This window comes from Aeromonas sp. S8(2024) (assembly GCF_041403085.1).
GTDB lineage: Bacteria > Pseudomonadota > Gammaproteobacteria > Enterobacterales > Aeromonadaceae > Aeromonas > Aeromonas dhakensis.
Map to the genome: position 1 here is coordinate 89194 of NZ_JBGLRF010000012.1, position 21363 is coordinate 110556.

Sequence of the window (21363 nt, forward strand, 5' to 3'; positions counted from 1 at the left end):
GGGCCCCTTTTTGCTTCTGTCCCTCTCTGTTTCTGCCCCCCTAGGCGGGCAGAACCCAGCGCTGCAGCGCCAGCGCGATACCGTCCTCGTTGTGATCGGCGGTCACCCGATCCGCCAGCGCCTGGATCTGTGACGCCGCGTTGCCCATGGCCACCGCCAGCCCAACCTGTTCGAACATGCTGATGTCGTTGTTGTTGTCGCCAAACGCCACCACGTTCTCCATCGCGATCCCTTCGCTCGCGGCCCACTGGGCCAGCCGGTTACCCTTGCTGCAGCCGGGCTGCACCAGCTCCACCGCATAGGGCGCCGCCCAGTCGCAGGTGAAGGGCAGCTGCGCGACCACCTCTGCCATGAAGTGATGAAGCAGGGCGGGATCCTGGTTGAACAGCTCCAGCTTCCAGACCGGCCGGCTGAGCCAGCTCGCCAGATCCTCCGCCGGCAGCAGGGAGATCTTGAGATGATCCGGCTGGGCCGCCGACCAGTGGCGCATCCGGGTCACATGCTCCTCGCAGCCGAGGTAGCCGATCCCCTCGTCGAGGTGGAACAGGGCCCCCATCTGGTGCGCCTGCACCTCGGCCAGCAGCCGGCCGAGGGGGGATACCGCCAGCGGATCCCCGCTCAGGATCTTCTCCTGCACCGGATCATAGAGGTAGGCGCCGTTGCTGCAGATGATGGGGGTGTCGAGGGCCAGCTCGTGATGGAAGGGGCGGGCTGTCATGAAGTGGCGCCCGGTCACCAGCAGCACCTTGATGCCGTGGGCGCGGGCCTGGGCCAGCGCGGCCCGGGTGGCGGACGAGATCTTGTGATCCCGGGTCAGCAGAGTGCCATCCATATCCAACGCAATGGCCTGAAAACGACTCATATCACCTCCAAAATGTCGAAACGAATGCGGTGCCATACCTACCCGCTTCCAACGCCAGGGCCTGATAACAACTCATATCACCGCCAAGCGTGTCGAAACGAATGAGGCGCCATACCTACCCGCTTCCAACGCCAGGGCCTGATAACAACTCATGCCACCGCCAGGCGTGTCGAAACGAATGCGGCGCCATACCTACCCGCTTCCAACGCCAGGGCCTGATAACGATTCATGCCACCGCCAAGGGCTGAGCATCGCAAGGTACAGATGAAGCAAGGGAGCACCGGGCGATCGGGCAAGCGAAGCAAAGAGCCATACCGTCCCAGAGTCGGCGCCACGATGCAAGCGCCGGCAGCCCCCTCCGTCTCGTTCTGTGATCCCGTCAGCCGGCTTCCACCTGGGCGTCGAACCGCTGCCGCCGATCCGCCGCCCGGCGCAGGCCATAGAAGCCGGCTGCGCAGAGCAGACCGCACAGCGCCGCCAGATAGAAGGGCCACTCGGTGCCCGCCAGCAGCACCAGACTGCCGACCGCCACCGCCAGGATCTCGCTGCCCACAGCCAGCCCGCGATAGAGCCCCATCGCCTGCCCCTGTTGCTCGGCATGGCTGCGGTTGGAGACGGCCACCGAGGTGGCCAGCTCCCCCAGGCTCATGCCGATGCCGACCGGGATGAAGGTGAGCGCCAGCCCCCACCAGTGGCTGGGCAGGATGAAGAGCAACATGCCAGCCGCCATCACCAGATGACCGACGATCCCGAGGGAACTGCCGCGCCAATAGCGAGCCAGACGGGAGCCCAGCCAGGATCCCGCGATCATGGGCACGCTCACCAGCACGGCGGCCTGTGCCAACTGCACCGGATCCCAGGCCAGCCGCTCCACCAGCCAGACGTTGAAGTAGGTGAAATAGAGCTGCACCGCGCCGTAGCTGAGCAGGGTCAGCACGAAGTAGGGCAGCAGCACCGGCTGCAGTAACAGTTGACGGGAAGAGAGGGCCGGTGCCGGCTGCTCACTGCGGACCTCTGCCGGTCGATTGGGCAGCAGCCAGAGCACCAGCAGCAGGTTGACCAGGGTCATGGCCACCGCCAGCCAGGCCGCCAGGCTGTAATCACCGGACACCACGGCGGCATAGCCGCCGATCATGGGGCCCACCACCCAGCCCAGGTTCATGCCGATGTTGATCCAGGCGAAGCTGCGTGCCTTGGTTTTGGCGGTGCTCATGTCGGCCGCCATGGCCTGCACGATGGCGATGTCGCCGTTGAAGAAGCCCTCCACCACCCGGCTCAGCAACAGCAGTGGCAAGGAACGCCAGGCGATCCCCAGCGCCATCAGGGCATAGCCCACCAGCACGCCCACCAGACAGAGGGTCAGCACCGGCTTGCGGCCATGGCGATCGGAGAGCTTGCCCAGCCAGGGTGAACCCACCAGCTGGAACAACGGATAGAGCCCCATGATGACCCCCAGCCACACCTTGCGGCTCCAGTCCGACGCTTCCGGCGTCAGCATGCCCTGGGCCGGATCCAGCAACAGCGGCGCCAGCACCGGAGATGGCAGGCTGAAGCCCGCCACCGCCAGCGTCACCGTCATCACCAATACCCACAGGCTGGCCTGTCCCTTGATCCTCTCCATGTTCGCCTCATTAAATAAAGTTATTGGTTTATTTATGTTGACCAGTGAACGGGATTAAGTAAAGTGAATTGTTGATTTAAAAAATCCCTCTCCCCATAATGGATACCTGAGCGCCACCCCTCTGGCGTCCCAGCCGATCACGAGAGCCGCCCCATGAATGCCAGCACCGACAAGATACTGCACCTGTTGAAGACCCAAGGCCCCCAGAGTGCCGCCGAGCTGGGGGAGCAGCTGCAGATGACCTCCATGGGCGCCCGCCAGCACCTGATGACGATGGAAGCCGACGGCTGGGTGAGTTTCAACGACGAGGCCCGCGGGCGCGGCAGACCGGTGCGGCTGTGGCACCTGACCGAGCAGGCCTGGCAGCGCTTCCCCGACAGCCACAGCGAGCTGACCCTGCAGCTTATCGACAACATCCAGCAGCTGTTTGGCGCGGTGGGCATGGAGCGGCTGATCGATCAGCGGGAACAGCAGCAGCTCGCCCGCTATCAGGCCGAGCTGAACCAGCCGGCGTTGGCCGACCGGCTGGCCAGGCTCAAGGAGCTGCGCTGCCGGGAGGGCTATATGGCTGACTTGCGTCAGGAGGAGGATGGCAGCTGGCTGCTGTGGGAGAGTCACTGCCCCATCTGCGCGGCGGCGAGCGCCTGCCGGGGCTTTTGTCGCAGCGAGCTGGTGCTGTTTCGCCGCTTGCTGGCGCCGGCCGAGGTGGAACGGGAACAGTATCTGCTGGAAGGGGATCACCGCTGCCTCTACCGCATCAAGTCGCAGCAGGGCTGAACGCCGCGCACAAAAACAACAAAGCAGGCGCCGGGATGCCTGCTTTGTTGCCTTCGGGGAGGGGATGTCCTCGTTCCAGCCCGTCGTAGCCCGATAAGGTGAGACGGCTGATGGGGCTCTTGACCCGGTAAAGTCATTTGCCACAGAGACCGGGTTGGGTTTCTGTCTTGCCACCGGAAGATGTAACCATGGTACCCCTGCCGGCCCGGTGAGTGGTTGCGAAGTAGCATGTATTTTCAGTTGTTTTTGCAATAGTTCACCCTTAATCTAGAAAAAGTGAATTAGTAATTGCAACGAGGAACGGAGAATGCTGAAACTTGATCGCATTGACAGGCATATTCTGGAGTTGATGCAGGAGAATGGCCGCATCAGCAACCTGGAGCTGGCCGAGCTGGTCGGACTCTCCCCCTCCCCCTGCTCCCGCCGGGTCAAGGCGTTGGAAGATGCCGGTCTCATCGACACCCACGTCACCCTGCTCAACGCCCGCCAGCTGGGGCTGACCCTCACCGCCTACATTCATATCTCCATGGATCGGCACACCCCGGAGCGGTTCGAGAATTTCGATCGGGCCATCAGCGAACTGCCGGAGGTGCTGGAGTGCGACCTCATCACCGGCAACGACGCCGACTACCAGCTCAAGGTGGTGGTGCGGGACATGGAGCACTATCAGCACTTCCTGCTGGACAAGCTGACCCACATTCCGGGGGTGACCGGAGTGCGATCCAGCTTCGTGCTGCGCCGGATCAAGCACAAGACGGCGCTGCCGCTCAACCACCTGGGTTGATTGCCGGCCGCTCAGATCAGCGCGAGATCAACGAGATCACAAAGAGGAGGCCCAAGGGCCTCCTCTTTTTACATGTTCAAACTGCTGGAGCAGGCAGGGTACTCAGACCGCCACCTGGCTCACGTCCTGCACCTGCAGGAGCCAGCCGGCCTGCTCCTGCTGCGGCTCACCACTGACCCGCAGCCGCTCGCCGGTCGGCACCCACTGCCCCTGGGGCAGGGAGACCAGCAGACTCTCGCTGCCGTTGTCGAACAGCCAGCGATCCTCCCCCAGCGACTCGATCAGATAACCTTCCATCTCCACTCTGGACTCGGCTTGCCAGGATGGCGCAACGGAATCACGGCTCTCGATGAAATCCCCCTGAACACCAAAACTGGCCAGCCCCCACAGAATGGAGAGCCCAACCAACGATGATTGCATCTCGTCTCTCCTCTTTTGGAACTGTAGGGCCAGTATGGGAAGAGAAAACTGAGCGCACCATGAACAAGGTGGCAAAGTGCCGGCGGGATCGCGAAAAAAACCGGCCAGTCGGCCGGTCGTGTCATTTTATGGCGTCTGGATCACACTATTTGGCGGCTTCCTCTGCCATCCGTGCGGCCCTTGGCTTATTCGTCCACATGGCAACACCGCGATGATCCGCGCAGATCCCCTCCTCCACCACGGCCCTCACCCGGGTGCCATCCTTGCAGATCGCCTGCCAGGCATCGGCATCGTCGATGGCCATCGACGGGGAGTGGGAACTGGTGCTGCAGGCACCCAGCAACAGGGCAAACAGGGGCAACAAGATTCTCATGGAGGGCTCCTCAGACGGATGGTCGGTCGAACTCAACGCCCCAGCTGGGCCGAGATGCGATCGCAGAGCTGCTTGAGCTGGGCCAGTTCAGCATCGGCCAGATCCACCTGATTGCGCAAGCTGTCTGCCAGACAGCAGCCCTGCACCTCCTGCTGCAACTGGCGGCCCGCCTCGGTCAAACGAATGCATTTTTGCCGCTCATCCTCGCGGGAGACGGTGCGAGTCAGCCAGCCCTTGCTCTCCAGCCGCTTGACGATGGGGGTCAGGGTACCCGCATCCAGCCCGGTCTCCTGGCCTATCTCCTTGAGGCTCACCTCGTCCCGCGCCCACAGCGACAGCATCACCAGATACTGGGTGTAGGTGAGATCCAGCTTGTCCAGCAGCGGTCGGTAGGCCCGCATCACGGCATTGGAGGCGCTGTAGAGGGCAAAACAGACCTGCTTTTTCAATTCACTCATGGGGCACCTCGCTGACGACTGGGGCCAGTATACCCCAGGAGCATTAGGGGCTGAATAATTTGCACACAAAACAGTTGTCAGCCCTCCGTTTCAGGATTAACCTGATTTTAGTTTGCACGCAAACAAAATCATCCAGCGCCGCCGACACACAGGGCCCGGCCCGTCGCCGGCGAGGCTTGCACCAGATTCAACGGGAGAACCGCCATGAATGCCACCAGCCATCAAATCCAACTGCTGCGCCGCCCGGTCGGCCTGCCCGCCGCCGCCGACTTCGCCCTGGTCGAGGTGCCGCTGCCCCCCTTGCAGGAGGGCGAGGTGCAGGTCGCCAACCAGTGGCTGTCGGTGGATCCCTACATGCGCGGTCGCATGAGCGAGGCCAAGAGCTATGTGCCCCCCTTCCCCCTCAACGGCCCCCTCGATGGCGGCGCCATCGGCGTGGTGGAGGCCTCGCGCCACCCGGATTTCGCGGTGGGTGACCGGGTGAGCAGCATGCTGGGCTGGCGCGATCGCTTCGTCGCCAACGGCGCCCAGCTGACCAGACTGCCCGACACCCGCCTGCCGCCCCAGCGCTTTCTCGGCGCCCTCGGCATGCCGGGCATGACCGCCTGGACCGGGCTCAACCGCATCGCCAGACTGCAGGCCGGTGAAACCGTGCTGGTGTCGGCCGCCTCCGGCGCCGTCGGCTCCATGGTGGTGCAGCTTGCCAAACGGGCGGGGGCCCGCGTCATCGGCTCCACCGGGTCGGCCGACAAGGTGGCCTACCTCAAGAGCCTGGGGGCCGACGAGGTGATCAACTACCGTGAGACTCCGGATCTCGATACCGAGCTGGCCCGGCTGGCACCGGAGGGGATCCACGTCTACTTCGAGAACGTGGGGGGCGCCATGCTGGACGCCGCCCTCAACCACATGGTGGTGCACGGTCGCATCGTGATGTGCGGGCTCATCGAGCAGTACAACGGCCAGAGCGAGGCGAGCGGGCCGCGCAACCTCTCCCAGGTGATCCGCAAGCGCCTCACCATGCAGGGGCTGATCGTGTTCGATCACTGGCAGCACTACGGCGAGTTTCTGGCCGAAGTGACCCCGGCCTTCGACGCCGGCACCCTGCAGGCCGAGGAGACCGTCTATCAGGGGCTCGCCAGCATGCCGCAGGCCTTCATCGGACTGTTCGAGGGGCGCAACACCGGCAAGATGCTGGTCAAGCTGGGGTGATCCTCCGCACTGGCGCCTGACGCCGCAGACTGCTTGCATGACGGGCCCATCCGACCTAAGGTGGGCCCGTTTTTTATGGTGCAATTCGCCGTTTGTGCAAGGAGCCGCTCATGGGTTCCCTGCTTGTCCCGCGTCATCCCTGCAAGGAGCCCTTCTTATGTCAACTCCCTATCCCCGCGTCGGTGTCGGCGTGATACTGACCAACCGCCAGGGCCAGGTGCTGCTTGGCAAGCGCAAGGGGAGCCACGCCCCTTACTGGTCCATCGCCGGCGGTCATCTGGAGCTGGGAGAGACGTTCGAATCGGCAGCGATCCGGGAAGTGGCCGAGGAGACGGGTTTTCGGATCAGCAACCCCAGCGTCATCGCCGTCACCAACAACCTGGAGACCTGGCGTGAGAGCGGCCTGCACTATGTCTCGGTCACCCTGCTGGCCGAGGTAGAGGGAGAGCCCCAGCTGCTGGAGCCTGAGAAGTGCGAAGGCTGGATCTGGTGCGACCCGCGCAATCTGCCAGAGCCTCACTTCGATGCCAGCCGCCAGTCCATCGCCTGCTGGCTTGCTGGCCGTTGCTATCTGCCACAACTAGACCAACCGACGGAGTGATCATTGCCTGCCGGCTGACAAGGCGCGGCTACCTGCAAGTAGCCCCCTGATTTGTCATAAAAAAGTCACCACTTTGTCATATCATCTCCACCGTCTGATGGGATGTGCGAGGAGAGCGACGAGGTGGGACAGGTATTCATGCAATTTCTGTGGTTGGGCTGCATCAGCTTTGGTGGGCCGGCCGCCCATATCGGCTACTTCCAGCGCACCTTCGTCGAGCGGCTGGGCTGGCTGACCCAGGCCGAATTCGCCCAGTTGCTGGCCCTCTGCCAGCTGCTGCCGGGCCCCGCCTCCAGCCAGCTCGGCTTTGCCATCGGCCGCCAGCGGGCCGGGCTTGGCGGAGCGCTGGCCGCCTTCGCCGGCTTCACCCTCCCCTCCTTCCTGTTGTTGCTGGCCGCCGCCATTGGTCTCGGCCAGCTCGGCAACAACGTCTGGCTCGATGCCGCCCTGCACGGCCTCAAGCTGCTGGCGCTGGTGGTGGTCGCCGATGCGGTGCTCACCATGAGCCGCCAGTTCTGCAAGACAACGCAGAGCCAGGGGATCATGGTCGCCACCGCGGCCGCCCTCTGGTGGCAACCCGGCCTGCTCACCCAGCTCGTCATGCTGGCGGGCGCCGCCCTGTTCTGTGCCCGCCAGGCAGACCACAGCGGCACTCCCTTGTCGTCTGCCGGCACTGTGAGCCGACCCCACTGGCCCACCCTGCTGCTGTTCGCCCTGCTGTTTGTCGGCCTGCCGCTGCTGGGGGGCCCCGTCGGCCAGCTGGTCGCCGACTTCTACCGGGCCGGCAGCCTGGTGTTTGGCGGCGGCCACGTGGTGCTGCCCCTGCTGGCGGAGAGCGCGGGGCACAGTCTCAGCCAGCAGCAGCTCCTGACCGGCTACAGCCTGGCCCAGCTGGTGCCCGGCCCCATGTTCACCCTGGCGACCTACCTCGGCGCCCAGTTGCTGCCGGCCACCCCGTTGGGCGGCGCTCTGCTGGCGACCCTGGCGCTGTTTCTGCCCGGTTTTCTGCTGCTGTGGGCCATGGGCCCCTGCTGGCAGAGCTGGCTGGCCCACCCTCGCCTCGCCGGCGCCGTCGCCGGCATCAACGCCGCCGTGGTGGGTCTGCTGCTGGCGGCGCTCTATCAGCCAGTCTGGCAGAGCGCCGTGCTGGCCCCCACCGATCTGGCGCTGGCCGCCGTCGGCTTCTACCTGCTGCGGTCACTCAGGCTGCCCATCCTGGCGCTGGCGACCCTGTTGATGGGAGCCACCCTGCTGCTGGCCTGAGCGCCCCAGGCGGCGACCACAAAGAAACGGCCCCCTGCCAAGGCAGGGGGCCGTTTTTGCATGCATGTCGATCGCCAGGCTCAGGGCTCGGGATCGAAGTCCAGGCTCAGGCTGTTGACGCAGTAGCGCTGGCCAGTCTCGGTCGGCCCGTCCGGGAAGACGTGACCGAGGTGGGAGCCGCACTGGCTGCAGGTGATCTCCACCCGTTTCATGCCGTGGCTGTTGTCCTCTGTGTAGGTCACGGTCCCCTCGATGGCCCGATCGAACGAGGGCCAGCCGCAGCCCGAATCAAACTTGGCATCCGAGTGAAACAGCACGCTCTTGCAGCAGACGCACAGGTAGTCGCCGCTCTTGCGGTTGTGGAGCAGGGCGCCGCTGTAGGGACGCTCCGTGCCCTTCTCCCAGCAGACATGATACTGCTCGGCGCTCAACTGTTGGCGCCACTGCTCGGGGTTGGGGGTGTTACCGCTCATACTGACTCCTTGCCGTGAATAACGGTGCCCAGCATACCCAGTCAGGGCGCCGCACTCTACCCCGCCAGCGGGAACTGTGATCCCGTTGGCAACACGGCGACAACATCCGCAGTGGCCAGCGCCTCTTCCTCCGCCAGCGCCACCGCACTCAGGGCTACCCGCTCCAGCAGCTTGAGGGAATGGGCCCGGCCCACCGCCACCTGGCGCTTGATGTCGTCGGGCAGGAACGGCAAGCCGTCATTGGTGGCGGTGTCGATGGTCTGGATCCACTCCATGCCATCCCCCGGCGGCGGCAGGCGGAACTGGATGTCGTAGTCGCTGGCGTTGAACAGCACGAACCAGCGCTCCCCGCCGCAGCCGATCATGCCAATGTCCATCGCGAAGGCCTGCCCCATGGGGGCGTGCCAGTCCTGATCGGTGAGCTGATGGCCATCCGGGTGATACCAGTTGACCTGGTGGCAGCTGCTGGGGGCGCCATTCCAGCTGTCGTCGCTCAACTGCAGGTTGGAGAAGACGGTGGACTCCGCCCGCAGCGCCATCATCTGCTGGGTGAAGGCGAGCAGCCGCTCGTCCTCCGGTCGCCACTGCCAGTTGACCCAGCTGATCTGGTTGTCCTGGCAGTAGGCGTTGTTGTTGCCAAGCTGGCTGCGGCCCATCTCGTCGCCGGCGAGGAAGTGCGGTGTCCCTTGCGACAGCAGCAGGGTGGCGATCAGATTACGCTTCTGCTGCTGGCGCAGGTTGTTCACCCTGGGGTCGAGCGTCGGCCCCTCGACGCCGTGGTTGCAGGAGAGGTTGTTGCCGTGGCCGTCCCGGTTGTCCTCGCCGTTGGCCTGGTTGTGGCGCTGGTTGTAAGAGACCAGATCCTCCAGGGTGAAGCCATCGTGATAGCAGAGGTAGTTGACGCTGGTATGGGGGGAACGCCAGTTCTTCGGGAACAGATCCCTTGAACCCACCAGCCGGGTGGCAAAGTCCCCCATCTTGCCCGCATCGCCGCGCCAGAAGGCACGCACCGTGTCGCGGTAGCGGTCGTTGATCTCCAGCCACTGGCTCGGAAACTGGCCGAGCCGATAGCCGAAGGGGCCGATATCCCAGGGTTCGGCGATGAGCTTGACCCGCGCCAGCACGGGATCCGCCATCATGGCCTTGAAGAAGGCCCCCATGGGGTCGAACTCCCCCGCCTCGCGCGCCAGGGTGACCGCCAGATCGAAGCGAAAGCCGTCCACCTGCATCTCGGTGACCCAGTAGCGCAGGGCGTCGAGCACCAGCCGCAGGCTGTTGGGGTGATCCAGATTGACGCTGTTGCCGCAACCGGTGACGTTGGCGTGGCGAGTGTAATCGGGGCCGTGGGCCCCCGCCTCGAAGGCGTAGTAACCAGCGTTGTCAAAACCCTTGAAGGAGAGCACTGGGCCGTCGAAGCCCGCCTCTGCGGTGTGGTTGTAGACCACGTCCAGGATCACCTCGAGCCCGGCCCTGTGCAGCTCGCGCACCATGGTCTTGAACTCGGTCACCGCCTCCTGAGCCGCATAGCGCGGCTCGGGGGCGAAGAAGGCGATGGGGTTGTAACCCCAGTAGTTGGTGAGCCCCAACTGCTCGAGCCTGGGCTCGGACATGAAGGCCGCCACCGGCATCAGCTGCACCGCGCTAACGCCGAGGGACTTGAGATGTTCGATGATGAGCGGGTGGCAGATCCCCAGATAGGTGCCGCGCAACTCGCTCGGCACCCCCTGATGCTGGCGGGTGAGGCCCTTGACGTGGGCCTCGTAGATGACGGTGCGCGCCGGCTCGATGGCGGGCTTGCCCACCCCCTGCCAGTCGAATGCGTCATCCACCACCACCGATTTGGCCACCATGGCCGCGCTGTCCCCCTGATAGAGGGCATCGTCCCAATAGGTGGGGCGGCTGAGTGCCTTGGCATAGGGGTCGATCAGCAGCTTGTCCGGGTCGAACAGCATCCCCTCCTGGGAGATGCCGTGCACCCGGTAGCCGTAACGCTGGCCGGCCCGAACCCCGCGCACATAGCCGAAGCGATACTGGCCGCGTCGGCCGGGCAGCTCGAGACGGGCCAGCTCCCGCTCCTGCTCATCGAACAGGCAGAGTTCCACCTTGTCCGATTGCGGTGCCCAGACGCAGAAGTGACAACCCGTCTTGTCGAGCAGCACTCCCAGCGGGTAGTCCTGCCCCTTTTCCATTGCAAACATCAAGGCTCCTGTTTGATGAACAAGGTCGCGAGCGGCGGCAAGTCCAGCACTATGCTGTGCGCCATCCCCTGCCAGGGGGTCGGCTCGGCGACGAACACCAGACCCACATCATAGTTGCTGCCCCAGTAATGCTCGCTGTCGGTGTTGAGCACCACCCGGTAGTGACCGGCCGCAGGCACCCCGAGACGATAACCGATACGCGGCACCGGGGTGAAGTTGCAGGCCACCACCAGCGGGTTGGCTCCCTGCTTGTCGGCCCGCAGCCAGGCGAAGATGCTGTTGTCGGCGTCGTTGTGATCCAGCCAGCGGAAGCCGTTCTGCTCATAGTCCGCCTGATACAAGGCAGCTTCATGACGGTAGAGGTGGTTGAGGTCGTGGATCAGTCGCTGCTGGCCGCCATGCTTGGGATACTGCAGCAGGTGCCAGGGCAGCTGGGCATCGTGATTCCACTCGTTGCTCTGGGCGATCTCGGTGCCCATGAAGTTGAGCTTCTTGCCGGGATGAGCATACATGAAGCCCATGTAGGCGCGCAGGTTGGCCGCCTGCTGCCACTCGTCCCCCGGCATCTTGTAGAGCATGGAGTGCTTGCCGTGCACCACCTCGTCGTGAGAGAGCGACAGAATGAAGTTCTCGTCATAGTGGTACACCATGGAGAAGGTCATGTCGTTGTGATGGTAGCGACGGTGAATGGGCTCCTTCTGCATGTAGGTGAGGGTATCGTGCATCCAGCCCATATTCCACTTGAAGCCAAAACCCAGACCGCCCAGGAAGGTGGGACGGGAGACCCCGGCAAAAGCGGTGGACTCCTCGGCGATGGTCATGGCGTGGGGGTACTTGCCGTACACCTCCTCGTTGGTCCACTTGAGCAGGCTGATCGCCTCGTAGTTGTGGTTGCCGCCATCGACATTGGGTACCCACTCCCCCTCGTTGCGGGAATAGTCCAGATAGAGCATGGAGGCCACCGCATCCACCCGCAGGCCGTCAACATGGAACTTGTCGAGCCAGAACAGGGCGCTGGCCACCAGGAACTGGCGCACCGTGTTGCGACCGAAGTCATAGATGTAGGAGTTCCAGTCCGGATGCCAGCCGCGGCGCGGATCCTCGTACTCGTAGAGCGGAGTGCCGTCGAAGCGAGCCAGACCGTGGGCATCGGACGGGAAGTGGGCGGGCACCCAATCCAGAATCACGCCGATCCCGGCCTGGTGGCACTGATCCACGAAGTATTTGAAATCATCAGCCGTGCCGTAGCGGCTGGTGGGGGAGAACATGCCCACCGGCTGGTAGCCCCAGGAGCCGCTGAACGGGTGCTCGGAGACCGGCAGCAACTCGATGTGGGTGTACTCCATCTCTTTGACGTAATCGACCAGCTCCACCGCCAGCTCGCGCCAGCTCAGGCTGTCACCGTTGGGGTGGCGCTTCCAGGAGCCGACGTGCAACTCGTAGATGGAGAGCGGCTGCTCACGCTTGTCGTTCAGCTGGCTCTCGCGCCAGGCAGCATCCTGCCACTGGTACTGGTCGTGGTCATAGACCACGGAGGCGAACGAGGGGTACTGCTCGCAGTAGAAACCCACCGGGTCGCTCTTGTGCGGCAGCCGGTTGCCCATGGGGTCTTTCAGTTCGAACTTGTAGCGATCCCCGGCCTTTAGGCCCGGCACGAACAGCACCCAGTGACCGCACTGGCTGCGCTGCATCGGGTGACGACGGCCATCCCAGAAGTTGAAATCGCCGATGAGGCTCACCGCGGTGGCGCTCGGCGCATAGACCGCAAAGCGCACCCCTTCCACTCGCTGGTCCAGATGCTCCACTGTGCGCAGTTGGGCACCGAGCGTGTGGTAGAGGTTTTCCGGCTGGTAGGTGAGCTCTGCCAACCCGGCCCAGCCCGCATCCTGGAACTGATAGGGGTCGATGACCTCGACGGTGGCATCTGGATAGTCGGCAAGCAACTGATAGGGGAAGGGATTTTTACGGCGGGTGAAAACAGTTTCAAAGAGGCCCGAATCATCGGTGGGCGCCAGGGTGGCAACAATCTTGCCCGACTTGAGATCCCTGACCCTCACGGCCTGGGCATCGGGTAACCAGACGGTCAGCTTGAGGCCGGGCCCATCCGGATTGGCCTGCAGGCCTAAGTGGGAGAAGGGATCGGAACAGCGGGCTGCAACCAAACGTTCAACGAGCATCGAGATTTCCTTTCATAGCTGAGCATCCGCTCCGGCCTGGGCCGAAGCGGATGTAAGTGAGTCACGTTTTGTCGGCAGTGGCTCAACGACTGGCCTCGTCACGGGCCTGGCTCATCTTGCCTGCCAGCGCCTTGAGCGCCTCATTGGCAAAAATATCCTCCAGATCGGTGGAGAGCTTGCGGCGCCAGTTCGGGTACTCGTAACTGGTGCCCGGCACGTTGACTGGCTTGTCCATCTCCAGCCAATCCTCCAGCTGGGTGCTGAACAGGGCGCAGCTGCCGCGAGACATGTGCAGTTGCAGACCGTGGTTGAGCTCGGTGTTCATGCCGACCCAGTTCACGTCGTGGCTGATGTTGCCGGAGATCACCCCGTGGCCGTGCAGGCTGTCGAGAATGCGCTGCTTGGCCTGGTGGCGATCAGCATACAGGGTCTTGAGCACGTCTTCATCCGGATACAAGCCCAGCTCGCGCCCCAGCGCCAGATCGTCACAATGCCAGAAGCCCTTGAGGGTCGGCATGTCGTGGGTAGTCAGCGCCGACATCGCCTGCTCGGCATAGTGGGCCGGGGAGATGAAGCCGCCATCGGCCTTGGAACGTTCGAAGAAGAACACCTTGTAGGAGTGGACGCCGTTCTCTTTGAGGGTCACATCGATCCCCTCCGGCACGGTACCGAGATCCTCGCCGATCAGCAGACACTGGTTGCGGTGGGACTCGAGGGCCAGGATGCCGAGCAGATCGTTGACCGGGTAATAGATGTAGGCGCCTTTGGCGGCAGACTCTCCGGGCGGCACCCACCACAGGCGCAGCAAGGCCATCACGTGGTCGATGCGCAGGGCGCCGCAGGAGCGCATGTTGGCGCGGAACAGATCCACCATGGGCTGGTAGGCTGCCTCGAACAGCTGGTTCGGGTTCATGGGGGGCAGACCCCAGTTCTGGCCGAGCGGACCCAGGATATCGGGCGGCGCACCGACCGAGGCTTTCGGGCAGTAGAGATCCCGGTTGGCCCAGATCTCGGTGGAGCCTTCGGAGACGCCCACCGCCAGATCGCGGTAGATCCCCATCACCATGCCGGCCGCCTTGGCACGGGCGTCGGCCCGGGCCAGCTGCTCGTCGGCCAGGAACTGCAGATAGAGGTAGAAATTCACGTCCTGGCGGTGCTCGGCCATCCAGGCCGCCACTTCAGGATTGTGGTAGTCGCGGAACGGCTCCGGCCACACCGGCCAGCCCCAGGCATTCTCGCCCTTGGCATAGAAGTGGGCTTGCAGGGCATCGAAGGCGGCCTGTTGTTGCAGGCTGTCGCCGCCGGCGGCGACGAACGCATCGAAGGCAGCCTGACGCTCGGCGCCGAGGCTCGCCTGATCGAACACCTGACGCAGCATGCCGAGTTTGGTCTCGATGACGCCGGTGTAATCCACGTTGCCCTTGGCACGCAGCTCGCTCAGATGCTGCTGGAAGGCGGCGCTTGCCACTTCCGCCTTGAGACCTGCGTTCCCTTGGAATTCGGGCACGGCCTCCACATCGATATAGGCCACGTTGAGCCAGCGCCGGGACGAGGGGCTGTAGGGGCTGGCGCTCTCCGGGTTGGCCGGATAGAGGGCATGGATCGGGTTGAGGCCGACGAAGTGGGCGCCCCAGGCGGCCATCTTCTCGACCAGCTGACCCAGATCGCTGAAATCGCCGATGCCCCAGTTGTGGCGGCTGCGCAGGCAGTAGAGCTGCACGCTCGGGCCCCACACCTTGCGGCCATTGGCAATGGGAGGCTGCTTGTAGCACGCCTTGGGCGCGACGATGAGGCGCATGCTGGCGAGCGGCTCGTCGTTGCCCTCCTCCAGCAGGATCAGATCGTGATAACCCAGCTCGGGCTGCACATCCAGGGCCACGCGATAGGCCTGGCACTCCATCTCTTCGAATTCGGCCACGCCGACCAGCTCACCGTCGATGGGGGTGAACTGACCGGACAACAGGCCGCCCTGCTCCAGCTTGAGCTGCCAGGTGAGGGCGTCGTTGACGAATTCGATGGGCAGACGGACTTCGAGGGTAATGGGCTCGCCGCTGCGGACCACCATCACGGGATCCAGCGCACGCAGCCAGTGCTGGCGGTGCTCCTGCTCAAGCTGCTCGGTCAGGGCAGCCTCGTCGTCGACGCGATAACCCATGGCGCCCAGCATGGCGGCCTTGCTCTCTTCGGATACCTGAGCCGGGTAGCCCCAGGCATCAACATACTCGCTGGCGATACCTTTAGCGGCAGCCAGCTGTTCAATCAGGGTGGTCATAGTTTGAGAATTCCCGCTGTGGATTCTATCTATACTATTTTGATTAATTTTTATGGGTGGTACTTGAACAGTGGCTCTATGGGCCATGCTAAACCGCGCACATTTTTACACATCTGTCTGGCTGGTTGTGTGACCGAGTAGGCACTATTGTTGATAACTGCCACGCCGGTTCAATCGATAGTTATTTCGCCAAAAGCTGGTAGTCAGTTACATAAACAGAAAATAAATTTCACAGTTTTTCATGATATAGCGCAATTTCAGACAGATTGTTGGTTGACTCGCGGGGGAGTTCTAGTAAATTTACAAGCGGAATTTTCTTTGACTACTGAACAGTTAGGTAACCAATTATGACTATCAAAGTAGGTATTAACGGTTTTGGCCGCATCGGTCGCTTCGTCTTCCGTCTGGCTTGCGAGCGCAACGACATCGAAGTTGTTGGTATCAACGATCTGATCGACGTTGACTACATGGCTTACATGCTGAAGTACGACTCCACTCACGGCCGCTTCAAGGGCACCGTTGAAGTCAAAGACGGCAACCTGGTTGTCAACGGCAAAACCGTACGTGTTACCGCTGAACGTGACCCGGCCAACCTGAAATGGGATGCCATCGGTGTTGACGTTGTTGCCGAAGCTACCGGTCTGTTCCTGACCGACGAGACCGCTCGCAAGCACATCGCTGCCGGCGCCAAGAAAGTCGTACTGACCGGTCCGTCCAAAGACGCTACCCCGATGTTCGTAATGGGCGTTAACCACGCTACCTACGCTGGCCAGGACATCGTATCCAACGCTTCCTGCACCACCAACTGCCTGGCTCCGATCGCCAAAGTACTGAACGACACCTTCGGTATCGAATCCGGTCTGATGACCACCGTTCACGCTACCACTGCTACCCAGAAGACCGTTGATGGTCCGTCTGCCAAAGACTGGCGCGGTGGCCGCGGCGCGGCTCAGAACATCATCCCGTCCTCTACCGGTGCTGCCAAGGCTGTTGGCGTCGTTATCCCGGAACTGAAAGGCCTGCTGACCGGTATGGCTTTCCGTGTTCCGACTCCGGACGTATCCGTTGTTGACCTGACCGTCAACCTGAAGAAAGCGGCCACCTACGCAGAAATCTGCGAAGCGATGAAAGCTGCTTCCGAAGGCGCCATGAAGGGCGTTCTGGGCTACACCGAAGACGAAGTGGTTTCCACCGACTTCCTGGGCGAGCGTCAGACCTCCGTGTTCGACGCCAAGGCTGGTATCCAGCTGACCGACAAGTTCGTTAAAGTTGTATCCTGGTACGACAACGAAATGGGCTACTCCAGCAAGGTTCTGGACCTGATCGCTCACATCTCCAAGTAATTTGGGATAAGCAATCAAGTAGCTTGAAAAAGGCGGCCATGGGCCGCCTTTTTGTATTCTGGACCGGGATTATTCCACCCTTCTCTTCTGAATGTGCGCGAGCACAGGAGTCCTCATGCAACCGACACGCACTCTGACTGCCCACTGTACCCTCAGCCACCACCCGGCTGGCCAGCCGCTGCTGACTGTCGACAACGGCTACGCCAAGGCAGAAATCAGCCTGTTTGGCGCCCACGTACTGAGCTATCAGCGCCATGATGAACCCGCCTCCATCTGGCTCAGCGACAAGGCTGTGCTGGATGGCAGCAAGCCCATTCGCGGCGGCATTCCTCTCTGCTGGCCCTGGTTTGGCCCGGCGCCGGCCCGCGTCGGCAGCGGCAAGCCCTCCCACGGCTTTGCCCGCACCAGCCTGTGGACGCTGGACGGCGTCTCCGATCACGGCGACGGTACGCTCGTCCATCTGTCTCTGCGTGACAACGAGGCCACTCGTCAGCTCTGGCCTCATGCTTTTGAGCTGGAGCTGGACGTACTGGTGGGCAAGGAGCTGGCCCTGGTACTGACTACCCGCAATACCGGTAAAGAGCCCCTTGTCTACGGCGGTGCCCTGCACACCTACCTGCAGATAAGCGCGCCGGAGGCAGTGAGCGTCAGCGGCCTTGGCGAGCCTTATGCCGACAAGCTGACCGGCCAGAATGGCCAGCAGCAGGGCGCCCTGACCCTGAACGGGCCGCTGGATCGGGTCTACTGGCAGCCAGACGCCCAGGTCTGCATCCAGGATGGCGAGCGTCAGACCCGGGTAGTCAGCGGCAACCACGACAGCGTAGTGGTCTGGACCCCCTGGCTGGAAGGGGCGAGTGCCATGGCCGACATGAGCGATGACGGCTATCGCACCATGCTGTGCGTCGAAGCGGCCATCGCCAGCGAGACAGGCGTGACCGTTGCACCGGATGAAGAGCACAGCTTCTCCACCGTGATCATCTGAGCCGAATGAGGTTCAGATAAATAAAGAGGGCTCCCGCGGGAGCCCTCTTTGCATCTGTTTGTCTTGGTGATCAGGCATTGCCCTGGGTCTTGAGCTTGAGCTCGGCGGCGAAGTTAAGCATGCGGTCGAGCGGGATCAGAGCCTTCACCCGCAGTGCCTCATCCACATGGATCTCGTGGCGCTCGACGCCATCGGTCAGGGCTTCCTTGATGGCCACCAGACCGTTCATCGCCATCCAGGGGCAGTGGGCACAGCTGCGGCAGGTGGCACCGTCGCCACCGGTCGGCGCTTCCACCATCTCCTTCTCCGGGCAGGCCTGCTGCATCTTGTAGAAGATGCCGCGATCGGTCGCCACGATGAGCTTCTGCTGGGGCAGCTCCCTGGCCGCCTTGATCAGCTGGCTGGTGGAGCCCACCGCATCGGCCAGTTCGATCACCGAGGCGGGCGATTCCGGGTGCACCAGCACGGCGGCATCCGGATTCTGCTCCTTCAGCTCGCGCAGGGCGCGGGCCTTGAACTCGTCGTGGACGATGCAGTGGCCCTGCCAGCGCAGCATCTCGGCGCCCGTCTTCTTCTCGATATAGGCCCCCAGGTGACGGTCCGGGCCCCAGATGATCTTGTGACCCTGGCTGTCCAGGTGCTCGACGATCTCCAGCGCGATGCTGGAAGTGACCACCCAGTCCGCCCGCGCCTTGACCGCCGCCGAAGTGTTGGCATAAACCACCACGATGTGATCGGGATGGGCGTCACAGAAGGCGGAGAACTGCTCGATGGGGCAGCCCAGATCGAGGGAACACTCGGCCTCCAGGGTCGGCATCAGCACCCGCTTGTGGGGGCTCAGGATCTTGGAGGTCTCCCCCATGAAGCGCACCCCGGCGACGATCAGGGTCTGCGCCTCATGATCGCGGCCAAAGCGGGCCATCTCGAGGGAGTCACCGACGAAACCGCCGGTCTCCTCCGCCAACGCCTGGATCTCGGGATCCGTGTAGTAGTGGGCGACCAGCACCGCCTTGCGCTCCTTGAGCAGTGCCTTGATGTCTGCGATCAGGGTCGTCTTCTGCTCGGCGCTCAGGGGAAGGGGCTTGGCCGGAAACGGATAGTCCATCTCGACTACCGGCGGGACATTGTTCAGTGCATTGCTCATTGCGACTGTTCCATCAACGCTTGGAAAGGCAAAAATTATAACCAGAAGCCGTGCACAAACCCATCAACAAATCAGGTGCCGTGCAAGCGTCCGAATATACTCATGTCATTCGTTGTCATTCTTGCCAAAGGAGTTGTCGGATGAAACAACGTTCACTCAAGACCAAGCTGCTGCTGCTCACCATGGGTCTGTTTATCGCCAGCGGCCTCGCCATGACCCTGATGCAATCCTCCTCGCTGAACTCCCTGCGCAACGACATAGTGAGCCAGACCCGCCAGGCGCTGGAGCAGGAGGTATCCCGAACCCTGCAATTTCAAGCCGAGCGCTATGCGGTGCAGATAGCCACCCTGCTGCAACAGTCCTATCAGGTGCCGCTGGGCATGGCAGCCCAGCTGGAGGGCGGCATGGCACAACCTGACGGGCTGCTGAGCCGCCCCCAGGTCGAAATGCTGCTTCGCAGCCGTCTGCAGCAGGCCGGCGGTATCAGCTCCATCTACGCCCAGTTTGAGCCCGACGGGTATGACGGTCAGGATGCCAGCTGGATGGCTGGCGCCTCCCACTCCGTCGCCAGCAAGGGCAGCCTGGAGATTTACTTTACCCGGGATCAGGGGGGCCAGATCACCCAGCAGCCGGTGGATGCCGCCAGCAGTGCCGCCAAATACGACACCTCGGTCAACGAGTTCGGCATTCGCAACAGCGAGTGGTACCTGTGCGGCCGCGACACCCTGCGCCCCTGCCTGATGGAGCCCTATCTCTACGAAATCAGCCCAGGCAACCAGATGCTGATGACCAGCCTGACGGTGCCCATCCTGAAGGCGGGCAAATTTGCCGGCATCACCGGCGTCGACATGAACCTCCCCATCTTCCAGCAACTGGCCGAGAGCCTCGGCAAGAGCCTTTACGACAACCAGGCCGAGGTCACCCTGGTCAGCAAGATGGGGCTCATCGTCGGCAGCAACCGCCACGCCGACAAGCTGGGACGGCCGTTGACGGAAGCCGGCCTCACGGCCCCTACCGGCCAGGCACAGAGCACGGAGAGCGACTTCATCCTGCAGCAACCGGTCAGGATCGATGCCGCCGACAGCCAGTGGTGGCTGATGATCAAGGTGCCCAAGGCGCTGGCCCTCAGCCAGGCCAACACAATCAGCAACCAGCTGGGCGACCTGCTGCAGGCCACCCAGCAGCAGCAGTTGATCGCCATCGTCGTCGTCACCCTGCTGGCGCTGGCGTTGCTCATCTGGTTCATCCAGAGCATCACGGCCCCCCTCTCCCTCATCAGTCGCCATGTGTCTCACCTCGCCAGTCACGAGGGAGACCTGACCCAGCAGATGAAGATAGACACCCACCAGGAGCTGATCGAACTGGGCAGCCACCTCAACGCCTTCCTCGGCAAGCTGCGCGGCATGGTGCAGGGCAGCAAGCAGATCGGCCAGCAGGTGCACCAGCAGGCCAGCGGCATGAAGCAGACGGCCGATACCATGCGCAGCAGCTTGGATGAACAGAGCCTGGAGCTGGAGAGCGTGGTCAGCGCCATGCATCAGATGAGCACCACGGCAGTCAGCGTGGCGGGTTATGCGGAGCAGGCGGCCCAGGAGTCTGAGACGGCGACCCACCACATAAGCACGGCCCAGCAGACCCTGAGCCGGGCCCGCAACGAGATCCACACCCTGGTCGAGGACATGCATCAGGCCGACAAGGCGGTCGCCCAGGTCGCCCAGCGCAGCACCAATATCAGCCGCATTCTCGACGTGATCAGGGCCATCGCCGAGCAGACCAACCTGCTGGCGCTCAATGCGGCCATCGAGGCGGCGCGGGCCGGCGACATGGGGCGCGGTTTTGCCGTGGTGGCAGATGAAGTACGGGCCCTGGCCAACAAGACCCGGGAGTCCACCGACGAGATAGGTCAGCTCATCGGCAGCCTGCAGACCGAAGTCAGCAGCAGCCAGCAGTTGATGAGTACCGGCATCGCCCGTTCGGCCAGCACGGTAGAAGGGACGGAGCAGGCGTTTGAAGCCCTCAACCAGGTGGTCACCCAGATCCAGCAGATCCACGACCACATCAGCCAGGTGGCCACGGCGGCCGAGCAGCAGAGCGCCGTCAGCGACACCATCAACCAGAACCTGATGCGGATCGGCGATGCCGCCACTACTCTGGGGCAGGAGGCCAATGCCAGCCACCGCCTGAGCGAGCAGCTGGAACAGGCCGCGACGGCGCTGGCCAACCAGCTCGAGCGGCTGAGAACCTGACGCCAAACAGCCATAAAAAAAGCCCGCATTGCTGCGGGCTTTTTCAATCTGGTGGTCGTTACTGGGATCGAACCAGTGACCCCCTCCTTGTAAGGGAGGTGCTCTCCCAGCTGAGCTAAACGACCTGGGATTCTGAAATGATGGTGGGTCGTGCTGGATT

18 protein-coding genes and 1 tRNA gene are annotated in these 21363 nt (G+C 63.0%); 8 read left to right on the top strand and 11 right to left on the bottom strand.

Annotation, left to right across the window (positions count from 1 at the left end; translation table 11 throughout):
* Positions 1-40 precede the first annotated feature (40 nt).
* Both ACB031_RS20995 and ACB031_RS21000 read right to left on the bottom strand, forming a co-directional pair.
* Positions 41-862, bottom strand: coding sequence for a Cof-type HAD-IIB family hydrolase (locus ACB031_RS20995; protein ID WP_010636207.1), 822 nt, complete (start codon positions 860-862; stop codon positions 41-43).
* A gap of 379 nt (positions 863-1241) precedes the next feature.
* Positions 1242-2483: an MFS transporter gene (locus tag ACB031_RS21000; RefSeq protein ID WP_211048400.1), complete on the bottom strand. Its 1242-nt coding sequence runs from the start codon at positions 2481-2483 to the stop codon at positions 1242-1244.
* A gap of 153 nt (positions 2484-2636) precedes the next feature.
* Here ACB031_RS21000 and ACB031_RS21005 point away from each other — a divergent pair, with 153 nt between their 5' ends.
* Together ACB031_RS21005 and ACB031_RS21010 are read left to right on the top strand one after the other, a co-directional pair.
* Positions 2637-3260 carry a metalloregulator ArsR/SmtB family transcription factor gene (locus ACB031_RS21005; protein WP_211048402.1) on the top strand — a complete coding sequence of 208 codons (624 nt, stop codon included), beginning with the start codon at positions 2637-2639 and terminating at the stop codon, positions 3258-3260.
* 307 nt (positions 3261-3567) lie between these two features.
* Entirely contained in the window at positions 3568-4044 is a 477-nt protein-coding gene (locus ACB031_RS21010; RefSeq protein WP_005304871.1) for an Lrp/AsnC family transcriptional regulator, read from the top strand.
* 102 nt (positions 4045-4146) lie between these two features.
* Here the strand turns inward: ACB031_RS21010 and ACB031_RS21015 are convergent, their stop codons facing one another.
* From ACB031_RS21015 to ACB031_RS21025, 3 genes are all read right to left on the bottom strand, one after another.
* Positions 4147-4464, bottom strand: a complete 318-nt coding sequence (locus tag ACB031_RS21015) for a hypothetical protein (protein ID WP_005304873.1) — start codon at positions 4462-4464, stop codon at positions 4147-4149.
* Between the two features lie 145 nt (positions 4465-4609).
* Positions 4610-4837: a hypothetical protein gene (locus tag ACB031_RS21020; RefSeq protein WP_005304875.1), complete on the bottom strand. Its 228-nt coding sequence runs from the start codon at positions 4835-4837 to the stop codon at positions 4610-4612.
* A 32-nt stretch (positions 4838-4869) separates the two neighbouring features.
* The gene (locus ACB031_RS21025; protein ID WP_005304877.1) at positions 4870-5295 is read right to left on the bottom strand and encodes a MarR family winged helix-turn-helix transcriptional regulator; all 426 of its coding nucleotides are present in this window, start codon (positions 5293-5295) and stop codon (positions 4870-4872) included.
* A 204-nt stretch (positions 5296-5499) separates the two neighbouring features.
* Here ACB031_RS21025 and ACB031_RS21030 point away from each other — a divergent pair, with 204 nt between their 5' ends.
* From ACB031_RS21030 to chrA, 3 genes are all read left to right on the top strand, one after another.
* On the top strand, positions 5500-6504 hold the full coding sequence (locus ACB031_RS21030) for an NADP-dependent oxidoreductase (RefSeq protein ID WP_017787593.1): 1005 nt from the start codon (positions 5500-5502) through the stop codon (positions 6502-6504).
* 157 nt (positions 6505-6661) lie between these two features.
* Complete coding sequence (locus ACB031_RS21035; protein WP_017787592.1) at positions 6662-7105, top strand: NUDIX hydrolase; 444 nt, start codon at positions 6662-6664, stop codon at positions 7103-7105.
* A gap of 102 nt (positions 7106-7207) precedes the next feature.
* Complete coding sequence (gene chrA / locus ACB031_RS21040) at positions 7208-8368, top strand: chromate efflux transporter (RefSeq protein ID WP_371140182.1); 1161 nt, start codon at positions 7208-7210, stop codon at positions 8366-8368.
* Between the two features lie 80 nt (positions 8369-8448).
* On the opposite strand, the gene msrB is transcribed toward chrA, so the two are convergent.
* The 4 genes from msrB to malQ all read right to left on the bottom strand — a co-directional run bounded on the left by msrB (position 8449) and on the right by malQ (position 15488).
* Positions 8449-8841 (bottom strand): peptide-methionine (R)-S-oxide reductase MsrB, encoded by a 393-nt coding sequence (gene msrB, locus ACB031_RS21045; protein WP_371140183.1) that lies wholly within the window; start codon positions 8839-8841, stop codon positions 8449-8451.
* 56 nt (positions 8842-8897) lie between these two features.
* Positions 8898-11039, bottom strand: a complete 2142-nt coding sequence (gene glgX, locus ACB031_RS21050) for a glycogen debranching protein GlgX (protein ID WP_371140184.1) — start codon at positions 11037-11039, stop codon at positions 8898-8900.
* Positions 11039-13216, bottom strand: coding sequence for a 1,4-alpha-glucan branching protein GlgB (gene glgB / locus ACB031_RS21055; RefSeq protein ID WP_258118759.1), 2178 nt, complete (start codon positions 13214-13216; stop codon positions 11039-11041). Before glgB ends, glgX begins: the two co-directional genes overlap by 1 nt.
* 82 nt (positions 13217-13298) lie before the next feature.
* Positions 13299-15488: a 4-alpha-glucanotransferase gene (gene malQ, locus ACB031_RS21060; RefSeq protein WP_371140185.1), complete on the bottom strand. Its 2190-nt coding sequence runs from the start codon at positions 15486-15488 to the stop codon at positions 13299-13301.
* Positions 15489-15835: 347 nt separating this feature from the next.
* Here malQ and gap point away from each other — a divergent pair, with 347 nt between their 5' ends.
* Positions 15836-16831 carry a type I glyceraldehyde-3-phosphate dehydrogenase gene (gap, locus tag ACB031_RS21065; protein WP_005304894.1) on the top strand — a complete coding sequence of 332 codons (996 nt, stop codon included), beginning with the start codon at positions 15836-15838 and terminating at the stop codon, positions 16829-16831.
* Positions 16832-16946: 115 nt separating this feature from the next.
* The gene (locus tag ACB031_RS21070; protein ID WP_017781568.1) at positions 16947-17813 is read left to right on the top strand and encodes a D-hexose-6-phosphate mutarotase; all 867 of its coding nucleotides are present in this window, start codon (positions 16947-16949) and stop codon (positions 17811-17813) included.
* 70 nt (positions 17814-17883) lie between these two features.
* Here ACB031_RS21070 and nadA read toward each other — a convergent pair whose 3' ends face one another.
* Complete coding sequence (gene nadA / locus ACB031_RS21075; protein WP_010636195.1) at positions 17884-18957, bottom strand: quinolinate synthase NadA; 1074 nt, start codon at positions 18955-18957, stop codon at positions 17884-17886.
* 140 nt (positions 18958-19097) lie between these two features.
* On the opposite strand from nadA, the gene ACB031_RS21080 reads away from it, so the two are divergent.
* A complete protein-coding gene (locus ACB031_RS21080; RefSeq protein ID WP_371140186.1) occupies positions 19098-21203 on the top strand; it encodes a methyl-accepting chemotaxis protein in 2106 nt (701 codons plus the stop codon).
* Positions 21204-21252: 49 nt separating this feature from the next.
* Here the strand turns inward: ACB031_RS21080 and ACB031_RS21085 are convergent.
* Positions 21253-21328 (bottom strand) — tRNA-Val (locus ACB031_RS21085).
* Positions 21329-21363 lie beyond the last annotated feature (35 nt).

Coding starts and splice junctions, on each gene's coding strand:
- ACB031_RS21005 (WP_211048402.1), top strand. CDS start 2,637: ATGAATGCCAGCACCGACAAGATACTGCACCTGTTGAAGACCCAAGGC.
- glgX (WP_371140184.1), bottom strand. CDS start 11,039: ATGTTTGCAATGGAAAAGGGGCAGGACTACCCGCTGGGAGTGCTGCTC.
- nadA (WP_010636195.1), bottom strand. CDS start 18,957: ATGAGCAATGCACTGAACAATGTCCCGCCGGTAGTCGAGATGGACTAT.
- ACB031_RS21030 (WP_017787593.1), top strand. CDS start 5,500: ATGAATGCCACCAGCCATCAAATCCAACTGCTGCGCCGCCCGGTCGGC.
- ACB031_RS21080 (WP_371140186.1), top strand. CDS start 19,098: ATGAAACAACGTTCACTCAAGACCAAGCTGCTGCTGCTCACCATGGGT.
- ACB031_RS21020 (WP_005304875.1), bottom strand. CDS start 4,837: ATGAGAATCTTGTTGCCCCTGTTTGCCCTGTTGCTGGGTGCCTGCAGC.
- ACB031_RS21070 (WP_017781568.1), top strand. CDS start 16,947: ATGCAACCGACACGCACTCTGACTGCCCACTGTACCCTCAGCCACCAC.
- ACB031_RS21000 (WP_211048400.1), bottom strand. CDS start 2,483: ATGGAGAGGATCAAGGGACAGGCCAGCCTGTGGGTATTGGTGATGACG.
- gap (WP_005304894.1), top strand. CDS start 15,836: ATGACTATCAAAGTAGGTATTAACGGTTTTGGCCGCATCGGTCGCTTC.
- glgB (WP_258118759.1), bottom strand. CDS start 13,216: ATGCTCGTTGAACGTTTGGTTGCAGCCCGCTGTTCCGATCCCTTCTCC.
- ACB031_RS20995 (WP_010636207.1), bottom strand. CDS start 862: ATGAGTCGTTTTCAGGCCATTGCGTTGGATATGGATGGCACTCTGCTG.
- msrB (WP_371140183.1), bottom strand. CDS start 8,841: ATGAGCGGTAACACCCCCAACCCCGAGCAGTGGCGCCAACAGTTGAGC.
- malQ (WP_371140185.1), bottom strand. CDS start 15,488: ATGACCACCCTGATTGAACAGCTGGCTGCCGCTAAAGGTATCGCCAGC.
- ACB031_RS21010 (WP_005304871.1), top strand. CDS start 3,568: ATGCTGAAACTTGATCGCATTGACAGGCATATTCTGGAGTTGATGCAG.
- chrA (WP_371140182.1), top strand. CDS start 7,208: ATGTGCGAGGAGAGCGACGAGGTGGGACAGGTATTCATGCAATTTCTG.
- ACB031_RS21015 (WP_005304873.1), bottom strand. CDS start 4,464: ATGCAATCATCGTTGGTTGGGCTCTCCATTCTGTGGGGGCTGGCCAGT.
- ACB031_RS21025 (WP_005304877.1), bottom strand. CDS start 5,295: ATGAGTGAATTGAAAAAGCAGGTCTGTTTTGCCCTCTACAGCGCCTCC.
- ACB031_RS21035 (WP_017787592.1), top strand. CDS start 6,662: ATGTCAACTCCCTATCCCCGCGTCGGTGTCGGCGTGATACTGACCAAC.